Raw genomic sequence first — 20,774 nt, forward strand, 5'->3', positions numbered from 1 at the left:
TTAAGGAGATTTTCATGGGTTCATTGAGTATTTGGCACTGGCTGATCGTTCTGCTGATCGTCGCACTAGTGTTCGGCACCAAGAAGCTGCGCAATATCGGCAGCGATCTGGGCGGCGCGGTGAAGGGCTTCAAGGAAGGGATGAAGGAAAGCGAATCGCCCGAGGCGCAGCAGCGTGACCAGCTGTCGCGCTCGAACACCGTCGATGTCGACGCGAAGGAAAAGGCGTCGCATTCCGGCGATTCCCGCTAATCCGGCGCAAGCCGCACACGCTTGCGCTGACGAGGCGCGCACTGACGGGAAGCCTAATCCATGCTGGATCTCGGTTTGACCAAGATGGCGTTGATCGGCGTTGTCGCGCTGGTCGTGCTCGGGCCGGAGCGGCTGCCGCGCGTCGCGCGCACGGCCGGCGCGCTGTTCGGCCGCGCACAGCGCTATATCAACGACGTGAAGGCCGAAGTCACGCGCGAAATCGAACTCGACGAATTGCGCCGCATGAAGACGGATTTCGAATCGGCCGCGCAAAACGTCCAGTCGACAATTCATGAGAATCTGCGCAAGCACGAAGCCGAACTGAACGAGGCGTGGGCACAGGGCACGTCGGTGTCGCCGAGCATTGCAGGCGGCTCGGCGGAAAGCGAGGCGTCGGCCACGGCGGATTCTTCCGCCGCACCGGACGGCACGTCCTGGCGCACCCACAGCGCGTCCGCAGCGAAACGCAAGAACTGGCGCGTCAAGCAGACGGCCACGCCGAACTGGTACAAACGCGCCACGTTGCGGCGCACGCGTGTCCAATCGGGGGCGGCGCGCGTCGCGCGGCATACGCCCGTCAGTCTGCGCCGGCCGACTCGCTTCTTCTGATCTTCCGATGTCTCGCGCATCAATCTCCAACCGAGGGCCGGTGTGAGCGACCCCCAAAATCAAAACGAAGGCACTGAAGAGACCTTCATCTCGCATCTCGTCGAGTTGCGCGACCGCATCATTCGCGCCGGCATTTCGGTTATCGTCGTGTTCGTCGGGCTCGTGTATTGGGCGCCGGATATCTTCCGGCTGCTTGCCCGTCCGCTCATGACCAATCTGCCGAAGGACGGCAAGATGATCGTCACCGACGTCACCGGCTCGTTCTTCGTGCCGATGAAGGTGACGATGCTCGTCGCCTTCGTGATCGCGTTGCCGTTCGTGCTGTATCAGATCTGGGCGTTCGTCGCGCCCGGTCTCTATCAGCATGAGAAGAAGCTGGTCGGGCCGCTCGTCGGCAGCAGCTACACGCTGTTTCTGTGCGGGATGGCGTTCGCGTACTTCGTCGTGTTTCCGACCATCTTTCGCGTGATGGCGCATTACAACGCGCCGCTCGGCGCGGAAATGACAACCGACATCGACAACTACCTGAGCTTCGTGCTGACGATGTTCATTGCTTTCGGTGTGACGTTCGAAGTGCCGATCGTCGTCGTGCTGCTCGTCCGGATGGGCGTGCTGACGGTGAAGAAGCTCAAGGAGATCCGGCCGTACGTAATCGTCGGCGCGTTTGTCGTGTCGGCGGTGGTGACGCCGCCGGACGTTTTCTCGCAGCTGATTCTCGCAATTCCCCTGATCGTGCTCTACGAAGCGGGGATCATCGCGGCGCGGCTCTTCGTGAGCAAGCCGGTGACCGCGGAGAACGAAGAGAAGGCGGCGAGCTGACGACGGCTCTTGGTCTCGGGTCGAGACGCAGTCGGGAAATACGCGGCAAACGGATAAAACCAGCGCACAGCAAAAAGGGCAGTGCTCCCTCGGAGACTGCCCTTTTTCTTTGCGCCGCCGTCGGCTTCGCGCTTGCGGGCCGCGTCATATCGCCGCGCCCGGTCGATTCGCTTCAGGAGGCTCTAGCCGCCGTCGTCGCCCTGATCATCGCCTTCGTCGGACGGCTGCTTCGGCGGTGGCGGGCGCTTGCCGATCATCACCGTCAGATCCATTTCCTTGTTCTTGCGCACCAGATGGACTTTCGCGCCCGTGCCGGGCTTGATCTGCGCGATCACGTTGAGCAGGCGCGTCGTATCGGTGATGTCCTGGCCGTTGACCGTGACCAGGATGTCGCCCGGCTTGATGCCAGCCTTGTCGGCGGGACCGCCTTTCAGCACGCCCGCGACGATCGCGCCCGATTTCTGTTCGAGCCCGAACGATTCTGCGATCTCAGGCGTCACGTCCTGCGGCTCGACGCCGATCCAGCCGCGCGTCACCGTGCCTGTCGTGATGATGCTTTCCAGCACGCTGCGCGCCGTCGATACGGGAATGGCGAAACCGATGCCGAGCGAGCCGCCCGAGCGCGAGTAGATGGCCGTGTTGATGCCAAGCAGGTTGCCGTTCACGTCGACGAGCGCGCCGCCCGAGTTGCCGGGATTGATCGGCGCGTCGGTCTGGATGAAGTTTTCGAACGTGTTGATGCCGAGGTGATTGCGGCCTAACGCGCTGACGATGCCCATCGTCACCGTTTGCCCGACGCCGAACGGATTGCCGATCGCGAGCACGACGTCGCCCACCCGCGTCTGATCCATGCGGCCGAGCGTGATGGTCGGCAGATTGGTCATGTTGACCTTGAGCACGGCGAGATCGGTTTCGGGATCGACGCCGATCACCTTCGCGTCCGTCGTGCGGCCGTCGGCGAGCGCGATTTCGATCTGATCCGCGCCGTCCACGACGTGCTGGTTCGTTAGAATGTAACCTTCCGAACTCACGATAACTCCCGAGCCCAGGTTGGCTGCGGGTTGCTCTTGCTGCTTGCGGTTCCGGTCGCCGAAGAAGTAGCGAAAGAGAGGGTCTTTGGCGCGCGGATCGGGCGGAAGCGATCCGTCCTTGCTGGAAAACACGTTGACGACGGCGGGCATTGCCTTTTGCGCCGCGTCCGCATAGGAATTTTGCACAGCGCCGCCGTTGCCGATCCCGGGTGCTACCTCTCGCAGCGCGACGATCGGCTCGGCCAGTTGCTTGCCGAACTGCCCTTGACGTTGCAGCCATTGCGGTTTGAGCGTCGCAATGATGAACATCAGCGCCAGCAGCACGGTCACCGCCTGGGCGAAGAACAGCCAAAAGCGTCTGAGCATCTGAAAAATTAGAGGGATATATGGATCGGATCGAACTCGAATTGTACTTGAACAATCTCCTTGAAACTTCGCGCTTCAAGGACTATTGCCCGAATGGCCTGCAGGTCGAAGGGCGGCGCAAGATCGACAAGATTGCGACAGGCGTGACCGCGTCGCTGGCCTTTCTGGAGGCCGCGCTGGAGTGGGGGGCCGATGCCGTGCTGGTCCATCACGGCTACTTCTGGCGCAACGAGCAGCCGCAGATCACCGGCCGGAAATACCAGCGGCTCAAGGCGCTTATCGCCAACGGTCTGAGTCTGTTTGCCTTCCATCTGCCACTCGACGATCACCCCGTCTACGGCAACAACGCGCAACTCGGCGCGAAGCTCGGACTGATCGGTGAATCGCGTTTCGGCGAGAACGACATCGGCTGGATGACCACGCTGCCCATGCCGATCACGCTCGCTCACTTTGCCGCACAAGTCGAGCATACGCTTGCTCGAGGTCCGTTGGTGCTTGGCGATCCTGATCAGGAATTACGGCGAGTTGCGTGGTGTACGGGTGCCGCGCAAGGCTATTTCGAGGACGCGATCGAAGCGGGCGCGGACGTCTATCTGACGGGCGAAATTTCCGAGCCGATCACGCATATGTCGGCGGAAAGCGGCGTCGCCTTTCTCGCCGCCGGCCATCATGCGACCGAGCGGTACGGCGTGCAGGCGCTCGGCGCGCATCTGTCCGAGCAGTTCGAGATCGAACACCTCTTTATCGATATTCATAATCCAGTCTGAATAGCAATCCGATTACGCGACAAAAAGGCTTTAAAAACCCGGGAAATGCTTAATAAAGGCGGCAAAAATGTTTGCGATCCGTGCGGGGAAACCCTGATTTATCAATGACTTCGCACGGTTTTTGGCAATCGGCCCTTGTAAATGCTGACTCCATTCGAGCAAACTAGCGGCGGTAGACCCGACGTGAAGGAAAAATCCAACTCAGAAGTGGGGCGTGTGATGCGAGACAAGGAAGATGAACGCGTCGATGGCAGCCGCCGTAGCTGGCTGATTGCGACGACCGTAGCAGGTGGCATCGGAGGAGTCGCCACCGTCGTACCCTTTGTTAGTTCATTTGCACCATCCGAAAAGGCCAAGGCGGCGGGAGCTCCCGTCGAAGTCGATATCTCCAGCCTGAAGCCCGGCGACATGCTGACTGTCGCGTGGCGCGGCAAGCCCGTGTGGATCATCAACCGCACTGACAAGATGCTGGCCGACGTCCAGAAGGCCGACAAGGAAGTCGCTGATCCCGAAACCAAGAACCCTTTTTCGCTGCCCGAGCCGGATTACTGCAAGAACGAGTTCCGCTCGCGCGCCGATCACAAGAATCTTTTCGTTGCCGTCGCGGTGTGCACCCACTTGGGCTGCACGCCGACACCCCGCTTCCAGGAAGGCGCGCAGCCGAACCTGCCCGACGACTGGCCCGGCGGCTTCCTCTGCCCGTGCCACGGTTCGACCTATGACATGGCCGGCCGCGTCTTCAAGAACAAACCTGCGCCGCAAAACCTCGATATCCCGCCTTATATGATCACCGGCACCACGCTCGTGATCGGCAAGGACGAGAAAGGAGAAGCGTAATGGCGACAACCGAAAAAGAGGTGGAAACGACGGGGCTGACGGGCTGGATCGACCGCCGTTTTCCGATGACGGCGACGTGGAAAGCGCACGTCTCCGAGTATTACGCGCCGAAGAACTTCAACTTCTGGTACTTCTTCGGCTCGCTTGCGCTGCTGGTGCTCGTCAATCAGATCGTCACCGGCATTTTCCTGACGATGAACTACAAGCCCGACTCGATGACGGCGTTCGCATCGGTCGAGTACATCATGCGCGAAGTGCCGTGGGGCTGGCTGATCCGATACATGCACTCGACGGGCGCCTCGATGTTCTTCGTCGTCGTGTATCTGCATATGTTCCGCGGGCTGCTGTACGGTTCGTACCGCAAGCCGCGCGAGCTCGTGTGGATCTTCGGCTGCGCAATTTTCCTTTGCCTGATGGCGGAAGCGTTCTTCGGCTATCTGCTGCCGTGGGGCCAGATGTCGTACTGGGGCGCGCAGGTGATCGTGAACCTGTTCTCGGCGATTCCGTTCATCGGTCCGGACCTGTCGCTGTGGATTCGCGGCGATTATGTCGTGTCCGACGTCACGCTGAACCGCTTCTTCGCGTTTCACGTGATCGCGATTCCGCTGGTGCTGCTGCTGCTCGTGGTTGCGCACATCGTCGCGCTGCATGAAGTGGGGTCGAACAACCCGGACGGCATCGAGATCAAGGCCAAGAAGGATTCGAACGGCATTCCTCTCGATGGCATTCCGTTCCATCCGTACTACTCGGTGCACGACTTCATGGGCGTGTGCATCTTCCTGATGGTGTTCGCGGCGATTATCTTCTTCGCGCCGGAGATGGGCGGCTACTTCCTCGAAGCGAACAATTTCATTCCGGCGAACCCGCTGCAGACGCCGCCTGAAATCGCCCCCGTCTGGTACTTCACCGCGTTCTACGCGATGCTGCGCGCGACCACCGACCCGTTCAAGATCGTGCTGATGATTGTGATCGGGCTGCTGGGCCTGTTTGCGCTGGTGCGGGCGCGCGGCAAATGGAAGCTCGGTCTGCCCGTGCTCGCAGTCCTCGTGATTCTGGCGATGGCGTTCACCCAATCGAAGTTCTGGGGCGTAGTGGTGATGGGCAGCGCGGTGGTGTCGCTGTTCTTCCTGCCGTGGCTCGACCGTTCGCCGGTGAAGTCAATCCGTTACCGGCCGTTCTTCCACAAGGTGTTTTACGCGATCTTCGTGCTGGCCTTCCTGACGCTGGCGTTCCTCGGAACGAAGCCGCCGTCCCCGGCCGCGACGCTGATCGCGCAGATTTGCGCGCTGATCTACTTCGCTTTCTTCCTTGGCATGCCGTTCTGGACGCCGCTTGGCAAGTTCAAGCAGCCGCCCGAACGAGTGCGGTTCAAACCCCACTAACCGCGAGCCAGGAGAAAACGAAGATGAAAAAACTGCTTTCGACGCTTGCGCTGCTCGGCGCAACGACGCTCGCACTGTCCACGACACCCGTTCGCGCGGACGAATTCCCGCTCGACCGGGCGCCCGACAACACCGAAAATATCGCCTCGTTGCAGCACGGCGCCCAATTGTTTGTAAACTACTGCCTGAATTGCCACAGCGCGAACTTGATGCGATACAGCCGATTGCAGGACATCGGCATTTCGCAGAAGGAAATTGAAAAAAACCTGTTGTTCACGACAGATAAAGTCGGCAATACGATGACGGTCGCAATGCGTCCGGATGACGCGAAAGCGTGGTTCGGCGCGACACCGCCGGATCTGTCCGTGGAAGCGCGCGCGAAGAACCGCGACTGGCTGTACACGTATCTGCGCAGTTTCTACCGCGATGACACACGGCCGACAGGCTGGAACAATATGGTGTTCGAGAACGTGAGCATGCCTCACGTGCTGTGGCAGCTTCAGGGGCAACGAACGGCGAAGTTCGAAGACGAAGTCGACGAAGAGACGAAGGAAAAGGTCAAGAAATTCGTGGGCTTCCAGCAGGTCACGCCGGGGACGATGTCACCGGTGGATTATGATTCTGCTGTGGCCGACCTTGTGTCGTACCTTTCATGGATGTCCGAACCGACGCAGAAAACCCGTCGCCAGCTTGGCGTGTGGGTGCTGCTGTTCCTCGGCGTTCTGAGCTTTTTCGCCTGGCGACTGAACGCCGCGTACTGGAAAGATATCAAATAGTCACACCGTGACGGGTGTGGGGCCGGCGCAAGGGAAGACCTGCAGGACGGTTTTCCCGCTCGCTGGCCCTTTAAGTTTTTTGAGGAAACGCAAACATGATGGTTCTGTATTCCGGCACTACTTGCCCGTTCTCCCAGCGCTGCCGGCTGGTGTTGTTCGAAAAGGGCATGGACTTCGAAATCCGCGATGTCGACCTGTTCAATAAACCGGAAGACATCGCCGTGATGAATCCGTATGGTCAGGTGCCGATTCTCGTCGAACGGGACCTGATCCTCTATGAATCGAACATCATCAACGAGTATATCGACGAGCGCTTCCCGCATCCGCAGCTGATGCCCGCGGATCCCGTCCAGCGTGCCCGCGCGCGCCTGTTCTTGCTGAACTTCGAGAAGGAGCTGTTCGTCCACGTCGGCACGCTCGAAAACGAGAAGGGCAAGGCCGCAGAGAAGAATCACGAGAAGGCGCGCCTCGCGATCCGCGATCGCCTGACGCAACTCGCGCCGATCTTCCTGAAGAACAAGTACATGCTCGGCGAAGAGTTCTCGATGCTCGACGTCGCGATCGCGCCGCTGCTGTGGCGTCTGGATCACTACGGCATCGAACTGTCGAAGAACGCCGCGCCGCTGATGAAGTACGCCGAGCGAATTTTCAGCCGTCCGGCCTATATCGAAGCGCTGACGCCGTCGGAAAAGGTGATGCGCCGCTGAGTTTGAGATTGGCTTCGGGTGGGGCGCGTGGCGCTTCGTTCACGCGTCTGCCCGGCACGAGGACAGTTGATGCAAGAGATTTCCACGAAGCCGTACCTGCTGCGCGCGCTGTACGAGTGGTGTACCGATAACGGCTATACGCCGCATATCGCGGTGCGTGTCGATAACCAGACGCGTGTGCCGCGCCAGTTCGTGCGCGACAACGAGATCGTGTTGAACATCAGCTTCGAGGCGACGAGCCAGTTGCAAATGGGCAACGAGTGGATCGAGTTCCACGCGCGCTTTTCGGGCAAGTCGCACAAGATCGAGGTGCCAGTCGCGAACGTGCTCGCGATCTACGCGCGGGAGAACGGGCAGGGCATGGCGTTCCCGGTCGAGTCGGCTGGCGGCGAGGCGACAGATTCCGAGGACGACGAAACCGTGATCGCCGATGAGCCGGAAGCGACAGCGGCTGCGGAAAAAGTCAGCGAAACCGATGAAGAACCGCGTCCCGACGACGATGGAAACAAGGGCGGCGGAAGAGGCCACCTCAAAGTCGTGAAATGAAGTAGAATCGCGGTCTTATGCCGGCTTAGCTCATCTGGTAGAGCAGTTGATTTGTAATCATCAGGTGGCGGGTTCGAGTCCTGCAGCCGGCACCAGCATGACCAAGGGGTTGCAGACATTTCGTCTGCAACCCCTTTTCCGTTTTTGGACCCGCCAGACCGTTGCTGTCCGCAACCCCGCGCAACGTGGCGAATATCTGCCTGTCGTGACTTCGCGCCTCTCTGGTTGCTATCGATCGCGTGGCCCTTCATCTTCGCAGTGCTGCACTCCCAGGCGCGACATCGACGGGGAAACCCTGCGGCTTCGCCGGAACGTTCAATACAATACGGGCATCGAAAGGAGCGCCCGCGGCGCATACGTGCTTGCACCGCCTCCCGCGCCACAGACCTATGACCGATTTTCCCATCTTGACCTGGCCCGAAGCCGACGGCCCGCACTCCGCGCGTTGGCGCTCCGAAGCCGCCGTCCCGCCCGCCAAACGTGTCGTGATCGCCGACGATCGCACTACAGCCGATGCTGCCTATCGCCTCGCCTGTGAGGGCACCGCGCTGCTGTGGCGCGGCGATTTCCAGAACGCGCGCCAACTGTTGCAAGCGATGACTCGCCGGCTGGAGCGCAAGCCACGCAAGCAGGCCGGCAGTCCGCTGGATGCGTTCAATCTGCACCGGCAAGCGCAATCGCAGCGCGCGCGAACGCTCGGCATGGTGCTGATTCCGCTCGAAGGCGACTACATGATCCCGTTGCGCCGCGCGCCCAATGTTCAGGAGGCGTGCGAAGAAGTCTACGGACCGCCGACGCAGGAACCCTCAATCGTTTCGTTGCGCGAACTGCTTGGGCTGATCGGCGCGCACGAATGGCGCAAGAAGGGCGTCGAGACTCCCGCGCTTCAGGAGCGCATCCACCCGCACTACGGCGTGTTCTCGCCGGTGCGAGGCGAGTATGTGGATCTCGTCGCGCGGACGCCGTTGCCGTCGCTCGAAAAGGCGTTCGATATCGGCGTCGGCACGGGCGTGCTGTCGGCGGTTCTCGCGAAGCGCGGCGTCAAGCGTATCGTCGCGACCGATCAAGACCCGCGCGCGCTCGCATGCGCGAAAGAAAACCTGACGCGTCTCGGTTACGACAGGCAGGTTGAGATTGTCGCAGCGGATCTGTTCCCGGAAGGACGCGCGCCGCTCGTCGTCTGCAACCCGCCGTGGGTGCCGGCGCGTCCCGCATCGCCGATCGAGAACGCGGTGTACGACTACGAGAGCCGGATGTTGCTCGGCTTTCTGAATGGACTCGCCGATCATCTCGCGCCGGAAGGCGAAGGCTGGCTGATTCTGTCCGATTTCGCGGAGCATCTCGGCATGCGCACGCGCGACTGGCTGCTGGCCGCCATCGACAACGCGGGTCTCACGGTCGCTGGGCGCGAGGACATCAAGCCGCGTCATCCGAAGGCGACGGACGCGACGGACCCGTTGCACACGGCGCGCGTCGCCGAAGTCACATCGCTGTGGCGGCTCAAGGCCAAATGAAGAAGCGCTGATTGCGCAAGCGTCCGCAACAGGCAAAAGCGGCCGCAAGCGAGCGAAGGCTCAGCGCTTCGACGCCTCGACGTAGTCCAGCGCGCCGCGCCCCGCGACGAGGCCGCTCGCGAAACAGGCCGTCAACAGATAGCCGCCCGTCGGCGCTTCCCAGTCGAGCATCTCGCCGGCGCAGAACACGCCGGGCAACTGTTTGACCATCAGCGCGCGATCGAGCGCTTCGAACGGAACGCCGCCCGCGCTGCTGATCGCTTCGTCGATCGGGCGAGTGCGCGCGAGCCGCAGCGCGAGCGACTTGATCGCGTGGGCGAGCTTTACGGCATCGGAGAAATCGTCCTTCGACACGCATTCGTGCAGCAAGCCGAGCTTCACGCCCGTAATGCCGATACGGCTATGCAGATGACTCGACATCGAGCGCGAGCCGCGCGGCCGTGTCACTTCGTCGATCACGCGCTGCGCCGTCAAGCCAGGCGCGAGATCGAGCCGTATCGTCGCTTCGCCTTCAGCGAGCAGGCGGTCGCGAATCGTCGAGGAAAGCGCATACACGAGACTCCCTTCGATGCCCGTCGACGTCACGACGAACTCACCTTGTCGATGCTGGACAACGCCGTCCACGCCTTCGACGCTGATCGACACCGGCTTCACCGGCTGGCCCGCGTAGCGCTCGCGAAAGTAGTCGCTCCAGTCGGCGTCGAAGCCGCAGTTCGCGGCCAACAGCGGCGCGACGGGGACATCGCGTTCTTTCATCAGCGCGACCCACGCGGCATCGGAGCCGAGACGCGCCCAGCTGCCGCCGCCCAGTGCGAGCACTACGGCGTCGGCGGCGATGTCCTGCTCGCCTGTGGGCGTCGCGAAGCGCAGGCTGCGCGCGTTATCGGACGAAGACGACCAGCCTATCCACTTGTGCCGCATATGAAAGTGCACGCCCGATTCCCTCAGCCGATGCAGCCACGCGCGCAGCATCGGCGCGGCTTTCATGCCGGCCGGAAACACGCGCCCGGAGCTGCCGACGAACGTCTCGACGCCAAGCTCGTCGAGCCACGCGCGTAGCGCATGCGGTCCGAACGCGTCGAGCAGCGGCGCGATGTCCGCGCGGCGCTTGCCGTAACGATCGAGAAACGGCTCGATCGGCTCGGAGTGCGTGATGTTCATGCCGCCTTTGCCCGCCATCAGAAACTTGCGGCCGACGGACGGCATCGCGTCGTATACATCGGCGCGCACGCCGCCGCGCGCCAGCGCTTCGGCGGCCATCAGCCCGGCTGGGCCGCCGCCGATAACGGCAACGCGGACGTGATCCTGGACGTGATCGGGCGAGTTCGACATCGGCTTGAGGCGGTGAAGGAGTGAATGGAAAAGCGGGGCACGGCGCGCGGCGCGAAGGCCGGTATTGTCCCACCGGCCTGGAAGCACGGCAAACCCGCAGCGAGTTCGCGGCAAACCCGAAGCGAGTTCGCAGCGGCCCCGCGCGGCCTCGCGCGCGACCTATACTTTTCTCACATCCCTTCCGTTGCGGCGCATTCCGCGCCGCCCTGTCGCGCACAACTCACGCATTCGCCGCTGCCCGCAACTTCGCCAGTCGATACGGCGAGGCCGCGCCAGCGCACGCGTTGCGCGCGATATTTTTGATCTGAGGAGACTGTCATGGGTCGCAAATACATCGATTGCCGCGAATTCCCGAGCGACATCAACTGCACCGTCGCACTATCCGCCGATTCGGAAAGCGAGCTGCTCGAAGCCGCCGTCGGACACGCAGTCCAAGCGCACAAGCACAGCGATACGCCAGAACTGCGCGAGCAATTGAAGTCGATGTTCCACGATGGCACCCCGCCGCTCGGCGGGCCCGCCGCCGCTGCATAGCGGTATGTGTGGACTCAGGTGCGGCGTCGGATCGCCGCGCCGGCCTGGCGAGAAGCACGTGCAGCCGCAAGCGGGCCGCAGGCAACAAGCAAGCGGCTGCGCGACGTGCCGCGCAGCCGGTGACGGACTCAGCCGGGATAGGCTTCGTCGACCTTGAGTCCCGCGAGCTTGAAGATCACGCGCAGCGTCTGAGGTTTGATGTCGCGACGCGACGCGAGTGTCGTCATCACGAAGTCCAGCACTTTCGCGTATTTGAGCAGCGTCAGGCACGTCTCGAGATCGACGCTGCCGTCGCGCATGGCTTCCGCGAGATGCAACATCTCGACCGAGATGTCGCGCGCCATTTCGAGTTCCAGCTGCTGCTTTTCCGTCCATTCGGGCGTGGCCAGCAGTTTCGCCATGAGCTCCTGAAACTTGCGCTCGGCGTTTCCGTTGGGTGTCATATCCATTTGCCGCCTCATGAGATCCGAGCGCGCTTCGTTGCAGTCCCGGCGCACTTCAGGTTACGTAACGTTCGAACCATGTTGCCATTCGACCTCCCCACGCGTACCGGCGGTTTTTCGACGCCGCAGCGGCCGGTCGCTTGTCTCTTGTCATGCGTCCCGCGGCCCTCGCGCACACCTTACGGCTCGCCTCGGGCCCGCGACAGACAATTCCTGCATTGCGACGCGCCGGCCGGCAGGTCCAGAGTCAGCCGCTTTGCCGCACGAACTGTTCCTGGCAGGGCGCGGTATCGCCATCGACGCGGAAGAACCGGGACCGTCCACCGCGCTTTGGGTAAACTGACAGACACTTTTCCCTTTTTCCGTCGCCTGACGCACGTTCGAGATGCGATCGGTGGCGCGTTCATTCGATGTCCAGCAAAACTTACGAAGTCCGTCCCAATCAGTCGATCGAACTGCTGAAAGAACTCCATATCCTGACCCGCGACGGCAAGATGAACCAGGACAGCCGCCGCAAGCTGAAGCAGGTTTATCACCTGTTTCAGTTCATCGAGCCGCTGCTCCAGGACCTGAAAGAGACGAAGGGAGAGCTGACTCTCGTCGATCACGGCGCGGGCAAGTCCTACCTTGGCTTTATTCTCTACGACCTGTTCGTCAAGGAACTGCGGGATAACTCGCACATTTACGGCATTGAGACGCGCGAAGAGCTGGTGACGAAATCCGAAGAGCTTGCCGCGCGCCTCGGCTTCAAGGGCATGTCGTTTTTGAATCTTTCCGTGGCAGAGTCGATTATTTCGGACAAACTGCCGGCGAACGTCGACATTGTCACGGCCTTGCACGCGTGCAACACGGCCACGGACGACGCGATCCGCTTCGCGCTGGAGAAGCACGCGAAGTACATCGTCGTCGTGCCGTGCTGCCAGGCGGAGGTGGCGGGCGTGCTGCGCAAGAACAAGGGCAAATCGCTCGGCAACGCGCTGACGGAGATCTGGCGACATCCGCTGCACACGCGCGAGTTCGGCAGCCAGATCACCAACGTGCTTCGCTGCCTGCAACTGGAAGCGCACGGCTATCAGGTGAACGTGACGGAACTGGTCGGCTGGGAGCACTCGATGAAGAACGAGCTGATCATCGCGACCTATAAAGACTTGCCGCGCCGTCGTCCGACGGAACGGCTCAATGAAGTGATGGAAACGCTCGGCATCGGCGAGTTGCGCGAGCGTTTCTACGTCGAGGCTTGAGATGCGGCGGGCGTTAGCCCGTCAGTCTTTCGCCCGTTCGCTCATCCACTTGCGCCAGCCGTCCGGGCCGAGGCGGCGCATGGTTTCCTCGTTGCGTTCGTAGATCTCGGCGGCGTCCGGAAACGCGTCGACCGCGCGCTCGATGCTCGCTTCACGCAGCAGATGCAGCACCGGCCACGGCGAACGATTCGTGTAGTTCTCGATATCGTCGGGGCCGCTGCCCTCGAACTGATAATGCGGGTGAAAGCTCGCGATCTGCAGCGTGCCTTCCAGTCGCAACTGTTTCAGCATCCGGTCCGCGAAGAACAGGCAGTCGTTGTACTGGAGAAAATCAGCGAGCGCGTGCGGGATGATCAGCAGCGTCGTGTCGATATCGGCGGGATCGGATTCCGCCAGCGCGCGTAGTTCCGTTTCCAGGTCGGCGAGCACGCCTTCCATTTCCGTTGCTTCACTGATCGCATAGCGAATCTGGTTCTTCACGTGCACCGCTTTCGCAAACGGGCACAGATTCAGCCCGATGACGGCCCGTGTCAGCCAGTGGCGAGTGGCGTCGAGAATAGCGTCGTGGCTGGTGTCGTGCGATTCGGCGGGCGTCGGAGACATGGTGCGAGGCGGGCGGTAAAGCGGCGTTCAAACCGCGAAATTCAAAGCGCTATTTTACCGGCGCCTCTCCGCATGCCTGTGCGACAAGCTGCGCAGCGACGAGCGGCGCGACCTTGATCGGTCCGCAGCCCGGGCCGTACGTCTGGCTCGATGCATAAACGCCTTCGATCAGCAGCGCGAGCGCGTTTGCCAGTTCGCCCGGATCGCGCGCGCCCGCAGCGGCGCAAAGCTCGTTCAACCGCTGCATCAGCCTGGTCTTGTTGTTCAGCACGCACAGCCGGGCCGCATGCGATGGGTCCGGAAATTCCGCCGACACATTGACGAACGGACAGCCGCGATAGTCATCTTTCGATGCGCGTCCCGCCAGGTCCTCGAAATACTGAGCGATCTGCTTTTTCGGCTCACCGGGATGTTTTGCGATGCTCTCGTCGAAGCGCTTGAAGAAGTGCCGGTCCGACTGTTCCAGATACGCGACCACCAGATCGTCCTTTGACGAGAACTGGCGATACAAGCTCATCTTGTTGACGCCCGCGCGCTCGACGACGGCATCGACGCCGACCGCCCGCACGCCTTCCCGGTAGAACAGGTCGGCGGCGGCGCGTAGCAGATGCTGTTGCGCTTCGGAACCGGCCGTCTGCGTGCGGCGGCTCGGCGCGGATTGGGTGGTGTCGGAACGGGCCATGGTCTTGTGATCCACGAGTAAGACGCCTTGACATGTTACCGATCTGTAACTAACATCGCAAGACCGATTGTGACAGATCGTTCACAAGTCTTTTACGAAGCTGGTAAGAATCCGTGCCGCGATGCGTCGGGTACGGAGAGCGAACCCATTGGAGAACCGATGAACTGGGCAGCAAGAGTGATAGGCGGGCGTTTCCACTACGGCTGGCTGGCCGTGGCGGTGGTCTTTCTGGTGTTGCTCGCGGCGGCGGGCACGCGCGCGACGCCGAGCGTGATGATGGTCCCGCTCGAACACGATTTCGGCTGGAGCCGCGCAACGATCTCACTGGCGATTTCGGTGAATATCGCGCTGTATGGCCTGATGGGTCCGTTTGCGGCGGCGGCGATGCAGCGCTTCGGCGTGCGCCCGACCATTCTGGCGGCGCTCGGCACGATGGCGGCGGGCGTCGGCCTGTCGTCGCTGATGACGCATCCGTGGCAGATGATTCTCGTCTGGGGCGTGATGGTCGGCGGCGCGACGGGCGTGGCGGCGCTGACGCTGTCGGCAACGGTCGTCAACCGCTGGTTCACGACGCATCGCGGTCTCGTGATGGGCATACTCACCGCGAGTTCGGCGACAGGCCAGCTCGTGTTCCTGCCGCTGCTCGCGGCGATCGCGCAGCATCACGGCTGGCGGCCCGTCGTGTGGACGGTCGCGGCGGCCGCGGCCGTCGTGCTGCCGCTCGTCGCGTTCCTGCTGCCGGAGCGTCCCGCCGACATGGCGCTGCGTCCGTATGGCTCGCCTGCCGACGCGCCCATCCGGTCCGACATGAGCAAGCAGAACCCGCTTGCAATCGCATTCGGCACGCTGGCCTCCGCAAGCAAGACGCGCGACTTCTGGCTGCTGTTCTTCAGCTTCTTCATTTGCGGCGCGAGCACGAACGGCTACGTCGGCACGCACCTGATCGCGATGTGCGGCGACTACGGGATGACGGAAGTGCAGGGTGCATCGCTGCTCGCGGCAATGGGCATCTTCGATCTGTTCGGCACGACGCTGTCGGGCTGGCTGTCGGACCGCTTCAATGCCCGCGTGCTGCTGTTCTGGTACTACGGGCTGCGCGGCCTGTCGCTGATCTATCTGCCGCACGCGTTCGGCATCGACTTTTTCGGATTGCCGCTTTTCGCCGTGTTCTACGGCCTCGACTGGATCGCCACCGTTCCGCCGACCGTGCGCCTCGCCACCGATGTGTACGGCAAGGAGTCGGCGCCCGTCGTGTTCGGCTGGGTCGTCGCGGGGCATCAGCTCGGCGCGGCGTTCGCGGCGCTCGGCGCGGGCTTGCTGCGCGCGAGCCTCGGTACGTACACGGTTGCGTCGATGATCTCGGGCGGCTTGTGCATCGTCGCGTCGATCATCGTGCTGCGGATCAATCGCGGCGAACGCCGGGTGGCGAGCCAGGCGGCCATCTGACGCTTGCGTCGCGGCGTCCGCTCGCGTGCTCCCGCCTCGCTTTTCAGGCGCCGCGTTTCGACGCAGAAGCACCGTTTCGATCCACCGCACCGCGCGTCGCAGCGGAAAAGCCGCGGCGCGCTTTTCTGATGCGCTCGCGCGATCTGCATCTGCACGACGCGCGAAGAGAGCGAAGCGGGATCGGGACACCTCGGTTATTCTAGTGGGCCCTCGGGCTACGGCCCGCCCTTCATGAATTTCGACCGAGAGATGCGCATGACCAACAAACCCGCACCCACCGACGTTCCCATTCATGAACTGATCGCCGGCCGCTGGAGTCCGCGCGCGTATTCGAGCGAGCCGATGAGCCGCGAGCATCTGCGCGCGGTCCTCGAAGCGGCGCGCTGGGCGCCTTCGTCGTACAACATGCAGCCGTGGCGCTTCGTCGTGTTCGATCGCTCGACGGACGAAGTCGCGTACAAGAAAGCATTCGATACGCTCGTGCCGTTCAACCAGGCCTGGAACGCGAATGCGCCGGTGTTGATCTGCGTGACGACGCACACGTTGACGTCGAAGGGCGACGTGAACCGCTGCGCGCCGTACGACGCGGGTGCGGCGGCGATGTCGCTGGTCTTGCAGGCGCACGCGCTCGGGCTCGCCGCGCATCAGATGAGCGGCTTCGACGTGAACGCATTCCGCAAGGCGTTCGCGGTGCCCGACGACGTCGAAGTGATCGCGATGATTTCGCTTGCGCACTACGGCGATATCGACAAGCTCGACCCCGTGCTGCGTGAGCGAGAGAAGTCGGTGCGCGCGCGTTTGCCACTCGGCGACATCGCCTATGCGGGTGCGTGGAACAAGGCGTTCTGATCGATCCGCGAATCGCTTTCGCGCGATGACCCGACGCGGCCCGAGGGCCGCGTTTTTCATGGGCGTGCGATTACTCGCCGTCGATGGCCGACAGCGGCGTCGCGACGGTTTCGAGCGACCGCCGTTCCGCGTCGACGCCCCAGATCGCGGCGATCAGCGCGGCGGCGAGCATCAGCGCCGAGCCGACCAGATAGCCGGAAAAGACTTCGCTGCGCTGGTGCGTATCGATCAGCCGGCCGAAGAAGGCTGGACCCGCAATGCCGCCGAGCGCCGTTCCAAATGCATAGAACACCGCGATCGCGAGCGCGCGGATTTCGAGCGGGAACGATTCGCTGACGGTCAGATACGCGGAACTCGCTGCCGCCGAAGCGAAAAAGAAAATCACCATCCACGAGATCGTCTGCGTCGTCACGGAGAGCATTTCCTTTTCGAACATATAGCCGCTGATGGTCAGCAGGATCGCCGACAGCGCGTACGTCGCGGCGATCATCTTGCGGCGGCCAATCACGTCGAACAGCCTGCCGATCAACAGCGGTCCCGTGAAATTGCCGAACGCGAAAGGCAGGATGTACCAGCCGATGTGTTCGCCCGGCACGTGATAGAAGTCGGTCAGCACGAGCGCGTAGGTGAAGAAGATCGCGTTGTAGAAGAACGCCTGCGCCGTCATCAGCGACAGCCCGACCAATGCGCGGCGCCGGTGCAGCATGAACAGCGTATGGAAAACCTCGCGCAGCGTCGTGCGCTCGCGAGCCCGCAGGCGCAGGCGGTTCAGGCCGTCGTCCGCGAGTGTGTGATTGTCAGCGCGAAAGCGTGCTTCGATGCCTTCGACGATCGAGCGCGCCTCTTTTTCTTCGCCGTGCGTGAGCAGCCAGCGCGGGCTTTCGGGTATCCAGACGCGCATCGGCAGAATCGCCAGCGCGAGCGCCGCGCCGATGAAAAAGCACGCGCGCCAGCCCCAGTCGCCGGGCAGCAGATGCGGATCGAGCAGGACCAGCGAGCCGAACGCGCCCAGCGCCGCGCCGATCCAGAAGGTGCCGTTGATCGCGAGATCGGTGTGGCCGCGCACGCGCGCGGGCGTGAATTCCTGGATCGTCGAGTTGATCGCCGTGTATTCGCCGCCGATGCCCGCGCCCGTCAGAAAGCGAAAGACGAGAAAGCTCGCGAGATTCCACGAAAAAGCCGTCGCCGCCGTGGCCGCCAGATAGAGCGCGAGCGTGATGAAGAACAGCTTGCGCCGCCCGAGCCGGTCGGTCAGCCAGCCGAAGCCGAGCGCGCCCAGCACCGCGCCGGCGATATAGGCGCTGCCCGCGAGGCCGACGTCCGCGTTCGAGAGGCGCAGCACCGCGCTCGACTTCAGCGCGCTCGCCACCGAGCCCGCGAGCGTCACCTCCAGCCCGTCGAGCAGCCACGTCACGCCAAGCGCGACGACGATCAGCGTGTGAAAGCGCCCCCAGGGCAAGCGGTCGAGTCGCGATGGCAGATCGGTCTCGACGATGGTCGTCGAGTCGCTGCGAAGCGTGGCCGCGGAGGATTCCTCCATCGAGTCTCCTGAAGTCTCCTGTATGTTCGAATGTGATCCGTCGAGTGATCGGAAGGTTCTGCAAGCCGGCAATCCGACGGGGTATCCTGTCGGACTGATCCGTGCGTGACGCGACCCTTCGATAGAGCAAGTCGCATTCCGCGAGGCCTGCCAGATCGGCGGCGCGCTAACGGATGCTGTCGGGGTCGTTGTCGGTTGATGGTGTCACCGCTTTCATGTTACAAAGCCCGTCCTCTTTCTGTGCGCGCCAGCGCGAGCGGCGTTTACTGCCATGACCTATTGCGCGATTGACTTCGGCACGTCTAACTCGGCAGTTGCCGTCCCGGTCGGCGGCCCGTCGACTGAACAGGCTGTGTTGAAGCTGGCGCCCGTTGAAGGCGCGTACACGACGCTGCCCACCGCCGTCTTCTTCAACACCGACGAAAACACGCGTGAGTACGGCCGCGCGGCTCTGGAGGCGTATATCGACGGCTTCGACGGCCGTCTGATGCGCTCGATGAAGAGCATTCTCGGCTCGCCGCTCGCCGAGAACACGACCGATCTCGGCGATGGCAGCGCGATCAGGTACACGGACGTCATCGCGATCTTCGTCACGCATCTGAAGCGCTGCGCGGAGCAGGCGGCGGGCACGTCGATCAGCCGCGTGGTGCTCGGGCGCCCGGTCTTTTTCGTCGACGACGATCCGCGCGCCGATCTGCTCGCTCAACAGCAGCTGGAAGCGGCGGCGCGTTCGGTCGGGCTGCAGGAGATTCACTTCCAGTACGAGCCGATCGCAGCCGCGTTCGACTACGAAGCGCATCTGACGCAGGAGGGGCTCGTGCTGGTCGCGGATATCGGCGGCGGCACGTCGGACTTCTCGCTGGTGCGCGTCGGCCCGGAGCGGATGACGCGTCTGGAGCGCAAGGACGACGTGCTGGCGCACCACGGCGTGCACGTCGCCGGAACGGATTTCGACCGGCGCGTCGAGCTGGCGACGATTCTGCGGGAGCTCGGCTATCAGTCGCTCGATCCCGAAGGCCGCGAAGTGCCGAACCGCGTCTATTTCGACCTCGCGACGTGGCATCTGATCAACACGATTTACACGCCGAAGCGCGTGTCGGAACTGGGGCTGATGCGGCACCTTTACTCGGACACGCGCCATCACGACCGGCTGATGCGTGTCGTTGAGCAGCGCTTTGGCCATGCGCTCGCGGCGCACGCGGAGGAAGCGAAGATCGGCGTCGCGGCTGGCGGCGAGACGCTGATCGATCTGGAGATCGTCGAGGAGGACTTGCGCCTTGCTTTCGACGAAGCGCAACTGATCGCGGCCGGCAAGGACGAGACGCTGCGCATCGTGCAGGCGGCGCGCGAAACGGTGCAACGGGCGGGCGTCGCGCCGCGCGAGGTCGACGCTCTGTATTTTACGGGGGGATCGACCGGGCTCGCGTTTCTGTCGGGCGCACTGGCGGCGGCGTTTCCCGATGCGCGTCCTGTTTTCGGCGATCGGCTCGCCAGTGTCGCGACGGGTTTGGGCATTCACGCGCGACGTCTATTCCGGTAAAGATTTTCAGACCGCGCGCCGTCAATCGCTTCGGGCAATAAACAAAAAACCCCGCCAAGGCGGGGTTTTTTGCGTTCCAGAAGGAGGCGAAGCTTAGGCCGGCTTGATGTTAGCGGCTTGCTTGCCCTTCGGGCCCGTCTTGACGTCGTAGGTAACCTTTTGGTTTTCCTGCAGCGTCTTGAAGCCTTCGACGCGGATTTCCGAGAAATGCGCGAACAGGTCTTCACCGCCTGCGTCCGGCGTGATGAAGCCAAAGCCCTTTGCGTCGTTGAACCACTTGACGGTACCGGTTTCCATATTACTTTTTCCTAAAAATGGTGAACAAGGCCGAAGCCGAAATAAAGGCCGTAGCCCGAGGGTGCATGAAAATCAAGGAAGGGTAATGGGACCAACCGGAGTACCGTTGATGGGCGAACTACGAAAGACCAATTCACTCGCCGCTTGAAATCCTGCCTGTCCTTTATACGGGCATTTCGAGAGAAGGTCAACCGCAATCTTTAAATCCCCATATAAGACGGGGATATCAGCGCAGCACGGTTTGTCTTACAAAGCTTGCTATGTTCTTGATTTTTTTATAGGGCGCTTACGGTTTTTGACTGCAATCGCGCGGTGCAACCGTTAAACTACGCCCCGCGCGCGACCGGTTGCACCTTGCATAACCTGCAACCCGGACTCGCGCCCGCCCGCCGTATGCCCTAGTCTTTTGGATGAGCTCCAGCCGTCTCTCGTGGCACGCGGCATCGGCGTGCTTTCAGACAGTAACCATCTTGCATGGGGCGGGAGCAAGCGCTAATGCCTGACCCCCGTCGACACAGGAGAAGACGTGAAAAGTTCTATTCAACGGCACATCGGCCCATTCGCGCTGATGCTGACGGGGCTTGGCTCGATCATCGGATCGGGCTGGCTGTTCGGCGCCTGGAAGGCGGCCAAGATCGCAGGTCCTGCCGCGATCTGCGCGT

At 62.4% G+C, this 20,774-nt stretch carries 22 protein-coding genes and 1 tRNA gene; 16 read left to right on the forward strand and 7 right to left on the reverse strand.

All coding sequences use genetic code 11. The annotated features are described in order from the left end of the window. The first annotated feature begins 14 nt into the window (after positions 1-14). Genes tatA through tatC form a run of 3 tightly spaced genes read left to right on the forward strand, consistent with a single transcriptional unit; the run spans position 15 to position 1,679 of the window. Entirely contained in the window at positions 15-251 is a 237-nt protein-coding gene (tatA, locus tag AABE10_RS31700; RefSeq protein ID WP_342937060.1) for a Sec-independent protein translocase subunit TatA, read from the forward strand. A 60-nt stretch (positions 252-311) separates the two neighbouring features. Further along, the gene (tatB, locus tag AABE10_RS31705) at positions 312-860 is read left to right on the forward strand and encodes a Sec-independent protein translocase protein TatB (RefSeq protein WP_342937061.1); all 549 of its coding nucleotides are present in this window, start codon (positions 312-314) and stop codon (positions 858-860) included. Positions 861-902: 42 nt separating this feature from the next. Next, entirely contained in the window at positions 903-1,679 is a 777-nt protein-coding gene (gene tatC / locus AABE10_RS31710; protein WP_342937062.1) for a twin-arginine translocase subunit TatC, read from the forward strand. Between the two features lie 182 nt (positions 1,680-1,861). On the opposite strand, the gene AABE10_RS31715 is transcribed toward tatC, so the two are convergent. Then, positions 1,862-3,076, reverse strand: coding sequence for a Do family serine endopeptidase (locus AABE10_RS31715; RefSeq protein ID WP_342937063.1), 1,215 nt, complete (start codon positions 3,074-3,076; stop codon positions 1,862-1,864). 20 nt (positions 3,077-3,096) lie between these two features. Here AABE10_RS31715 and AABE10_RS31720 point away from each other — a divergent pair, with 20 nt between their 5' ends. The 8 genes from AABE10_RS31720 to AABE10_RS31755 all read left to right on the forward strand — a co-directional run bounded on the left by AABE10_RS31720 (position 3,097) and on the right by AABE10_RS31755 (position 9,605). Beyond that, entirely contained in the window at positions 3,097-3,843 is a 747-nt protein-coding gene (locus AABE10_RS31720) for a Nif3-like dinuclear metal center hexameric protein (RefSeq protein ID WP_342937064.1), read from the forward strand. Between the two features lie 219 nt (positions 3,844-4,062). Next, entirely contained in the window at positions 4,063-4,680 is a 618-nt protein-coding gene (petA, locus tag AABE10_RS31725) for a ubiquinol-cytochrome c reductase iron-sulfur subunit (RefSeq protein ID WP_342937076.1), read from the forward strand. Next, positions 4,680-6,062, forward strand: coding sequence for a cytochrome bc complex cytochrome b subunit (locus AABE10_RS31730; protein ID WP_342937065.1), 1,383 nt, complete (start codon positions 4,680-4,682; stop codon positions 6,060-6,062). The genes petA and AABE10_RS31730 overlap by 1 nt, the downstream gene beginning before the upstream one ends. 23 nt (positions 6,063-6,085) lie before the next feature. Beyond that, a complete protein-coding gene (locus tag AABE10_RS31735; RefSeq protein WP_342937077.1) occupies positions 6,086-6,838 on the forward strand; it encodes a cytochrome c1 in 753 nt (250 codons plus the stop codon). 95 nt (positions 6,839-6,933) lie between these two features. Then, positions 6,934-7,545 carry a glutathione S-transferase N-terminal domain-containing protein gene (locus AABE10_RS31740; RefSeq protein WP_006052302.1) on the forward strand — a complete coding sequence of 204 codons (612 nt, stop codon included), beginning with the start codon at positions 6,934-6,936 and terminating at the stop codon, positions 7,543-7,545. 69 nt (positions 7,546-7,614) lie between these two features. Next, positions 7,615-8,091, forward strand: coding sequence for a ClpXP protease specificity-enhancing factor (locus tag AABE10_RS31745; protein WP_342937066.1), 477 nt, complete (start codon positions 7,615-7,617; stop codon positions 8,089-8,091). Positions 8,092-8,110: 19 nt separating this feature from the next. Beyond that, a tRNA-Thr gene (locus AABE10_RS31750) sits at positions 8,111-8,186 on the forward strand. A gap of 294 nt (positions 8,187-8,480) precedes the next feature. After that, positions 8,481-9,605, forward strand: a complete 1,125-nt coding sequence (locus AABE10_RS31755) for a class I SAM-dependent methyltransferase (protein WP_342937067.1) — start codon at positions 8,481-8,483, stop codon at positions 9,603-9,605. Positions 9,606-9,665: 60 nt separating this feature from the next. On the opposite strand, the gene AABE10_RS31760 is transcribed toward AABE10_RS31755, so the two are convergent. Next, on the reverse strand, positions 9,666-10,937 hold the full coding sequence (locus AABE10_RS31760) for a TIGR03862 family flavoprotein (protein WP_342937068.1): 1,272 nt from the start codon (positions 10,935-10,937) through the stop codon (positions 9,666-9,668). Between the two features lie 318 nt (positions 10,938-11,255). On the opposite strand from AABE10_RS31760, the gene AABE10_RS31765 reads away from it, so the two are divergent. Then, positions 11,256-11,471, forward strand: a complete 216-nt coding sequence (locus AABE10_RS31765) for a DUF1059 domain-containing protein (RefSeq protein ID WP_090871832.1) — start codon at positions 11,256-11,258, stop codon at positions 11,469-11,471. 128 nt (positions 11,472-11,599) lie between these two features. Here the strand turns inward: AABE10_RS31765 and AABE10_RS31770 are convergent, their stop codons facing one another. Then, the gene (locus tag AABE10_RS31770; RefSeq protein ID WP_342937069.1) at positions 11,600-11,920 is read right to left on the reverse strand and encodes a DNA-binding protein; all 321 of its coding nucleotides are present in this window, start codon (positions 11,918-11,920) and stop codon (positions 11,600-11,602) included. A 404-nt stretch (positions 11,921-12,324) separates the two neighbouring features. Between AABE10_RS31770 and AABE10_RS31775 the strand changes: the two genes are divergently transcribed. After that, on the forward strand, positions 12,325-13,155 hold the full coding sequence (locus AABE10_RS31775; RefSeq protein WP_342937070.1) for an SAM-dependent methyltransferase: 831 nt from the start codon (positions 12,325-12,327) through the stop codon (positions 13,153-13,155). Positions 13,156-13,176: 21 nt separating this feature from the next. Here AABE10_RS31775 and AABE10_RS31780 read toward each other — a convergent pair whose 3' ends face one another. Next, positions 13,177-13,758 (reverse strand): DUF1415 domain-containing protein, encoded by a 582-nt coding sequence (locus AABE10_RS31780; RefSeq protein WP_342937071.1) that lies wholly within the window; start codon positions 13,756-13,758, stop codon positions 13,177-13,179. 49 nt (positions 13,759-13,807) lie between these two features. Further along, positions 13,808-14,440, reverse strand: a complete 633-nt coding sequence (locus AABE10_RS31785) for a TetR/AcrR family transcriptional regulator (RefSeq protein WP_342937078.1) — start codon at positions 14,438-14,440, stop codon at positions 13,808-13,810. Positions 14,441-14,599: 159 nt separating this feature from the next. Here AABE10_RS31785 and AABE10_RS31790 point away from each other — a divergent pair, with 159 nt between their 5' ends. Next, positions 14,600-15,886, forward strand: coding sequence for an MFS transporter (locus AABE10_RS31790; protein ID WP_342937072.1), 1,287 nt, complete (start codon positions 14,600-14,602; stop codon positions 15,884-15,886). Between the two features lie 255 nt (positions 15,887-16,141). Then, positions 16,142-16,735, forward strand: coding sequence for a nitroreductase family protein (locus AABE10_RS31795; protein ID WP_342937073.1), 594 nt, complete (start codon positions 16,142-16,144; stop codon positions 16,733-16,735). 70 nt (positions 16,736-16,805) lie between these two features. Here the strand turns inward: AABE10_RS31795 and AABE10_RS31800 are convergent, their stop codons facing one another. Further along, positions 16,806-18,275 carry an MFS transporter gene (locus tag AABE10_RS31800; RefSeq protein WP_342937074.1) on the reverse strand — a complete coding sequence of 490 codons (1,470 nt, stop codon included), beginning with the start codon at positions 18,273-18,275 and terminating at the stop codon, positions 16,806-16,808. A 271-nt stretch (positions 18,276-18,546) separates the two neighbouring features. Between AABE10_RS31800 and AABE10_RS31805 the strand changes: the two genes are divergently transcribed. Beyond that, positions 18,547-19,815, forward strand: a complete 1,269-nt coding sequence (locus AABE10_RS31805) for an Hsp70 family protein (protein WP_342937075.1) — start codon at positions 18,547-18,549, stop codon at positions 19,813-19,815. Positions 19,816-19,908: 93 nt separating this feature from the next. On the opposite strand, the gene AABE10_RS31810 is transcribed toward AABE10_RS31805, so the two are convergent. Beyond that, entirely contained in the window at positions 19,909-20,112 is a 204-nt protein-coding gene (locus AABE10_RS31810; RefSeq protein ID WP_012402098.1) for a cold-shock protein, read from the reverse strand. Between the last annotated feature and the right edge of the window lie 662 nt (positions 20,113-20,774).

Source organism: Paraburkholderia diazotrophica (assembly GCF_038900755.1).
Lineage (GTDB): Bacteria > Pseudomonadota > Gammaproteobacteria > Burkholderiales > Burkholderiaceae > Paraburkholderia > Paraburkholderia diazotrophica_A.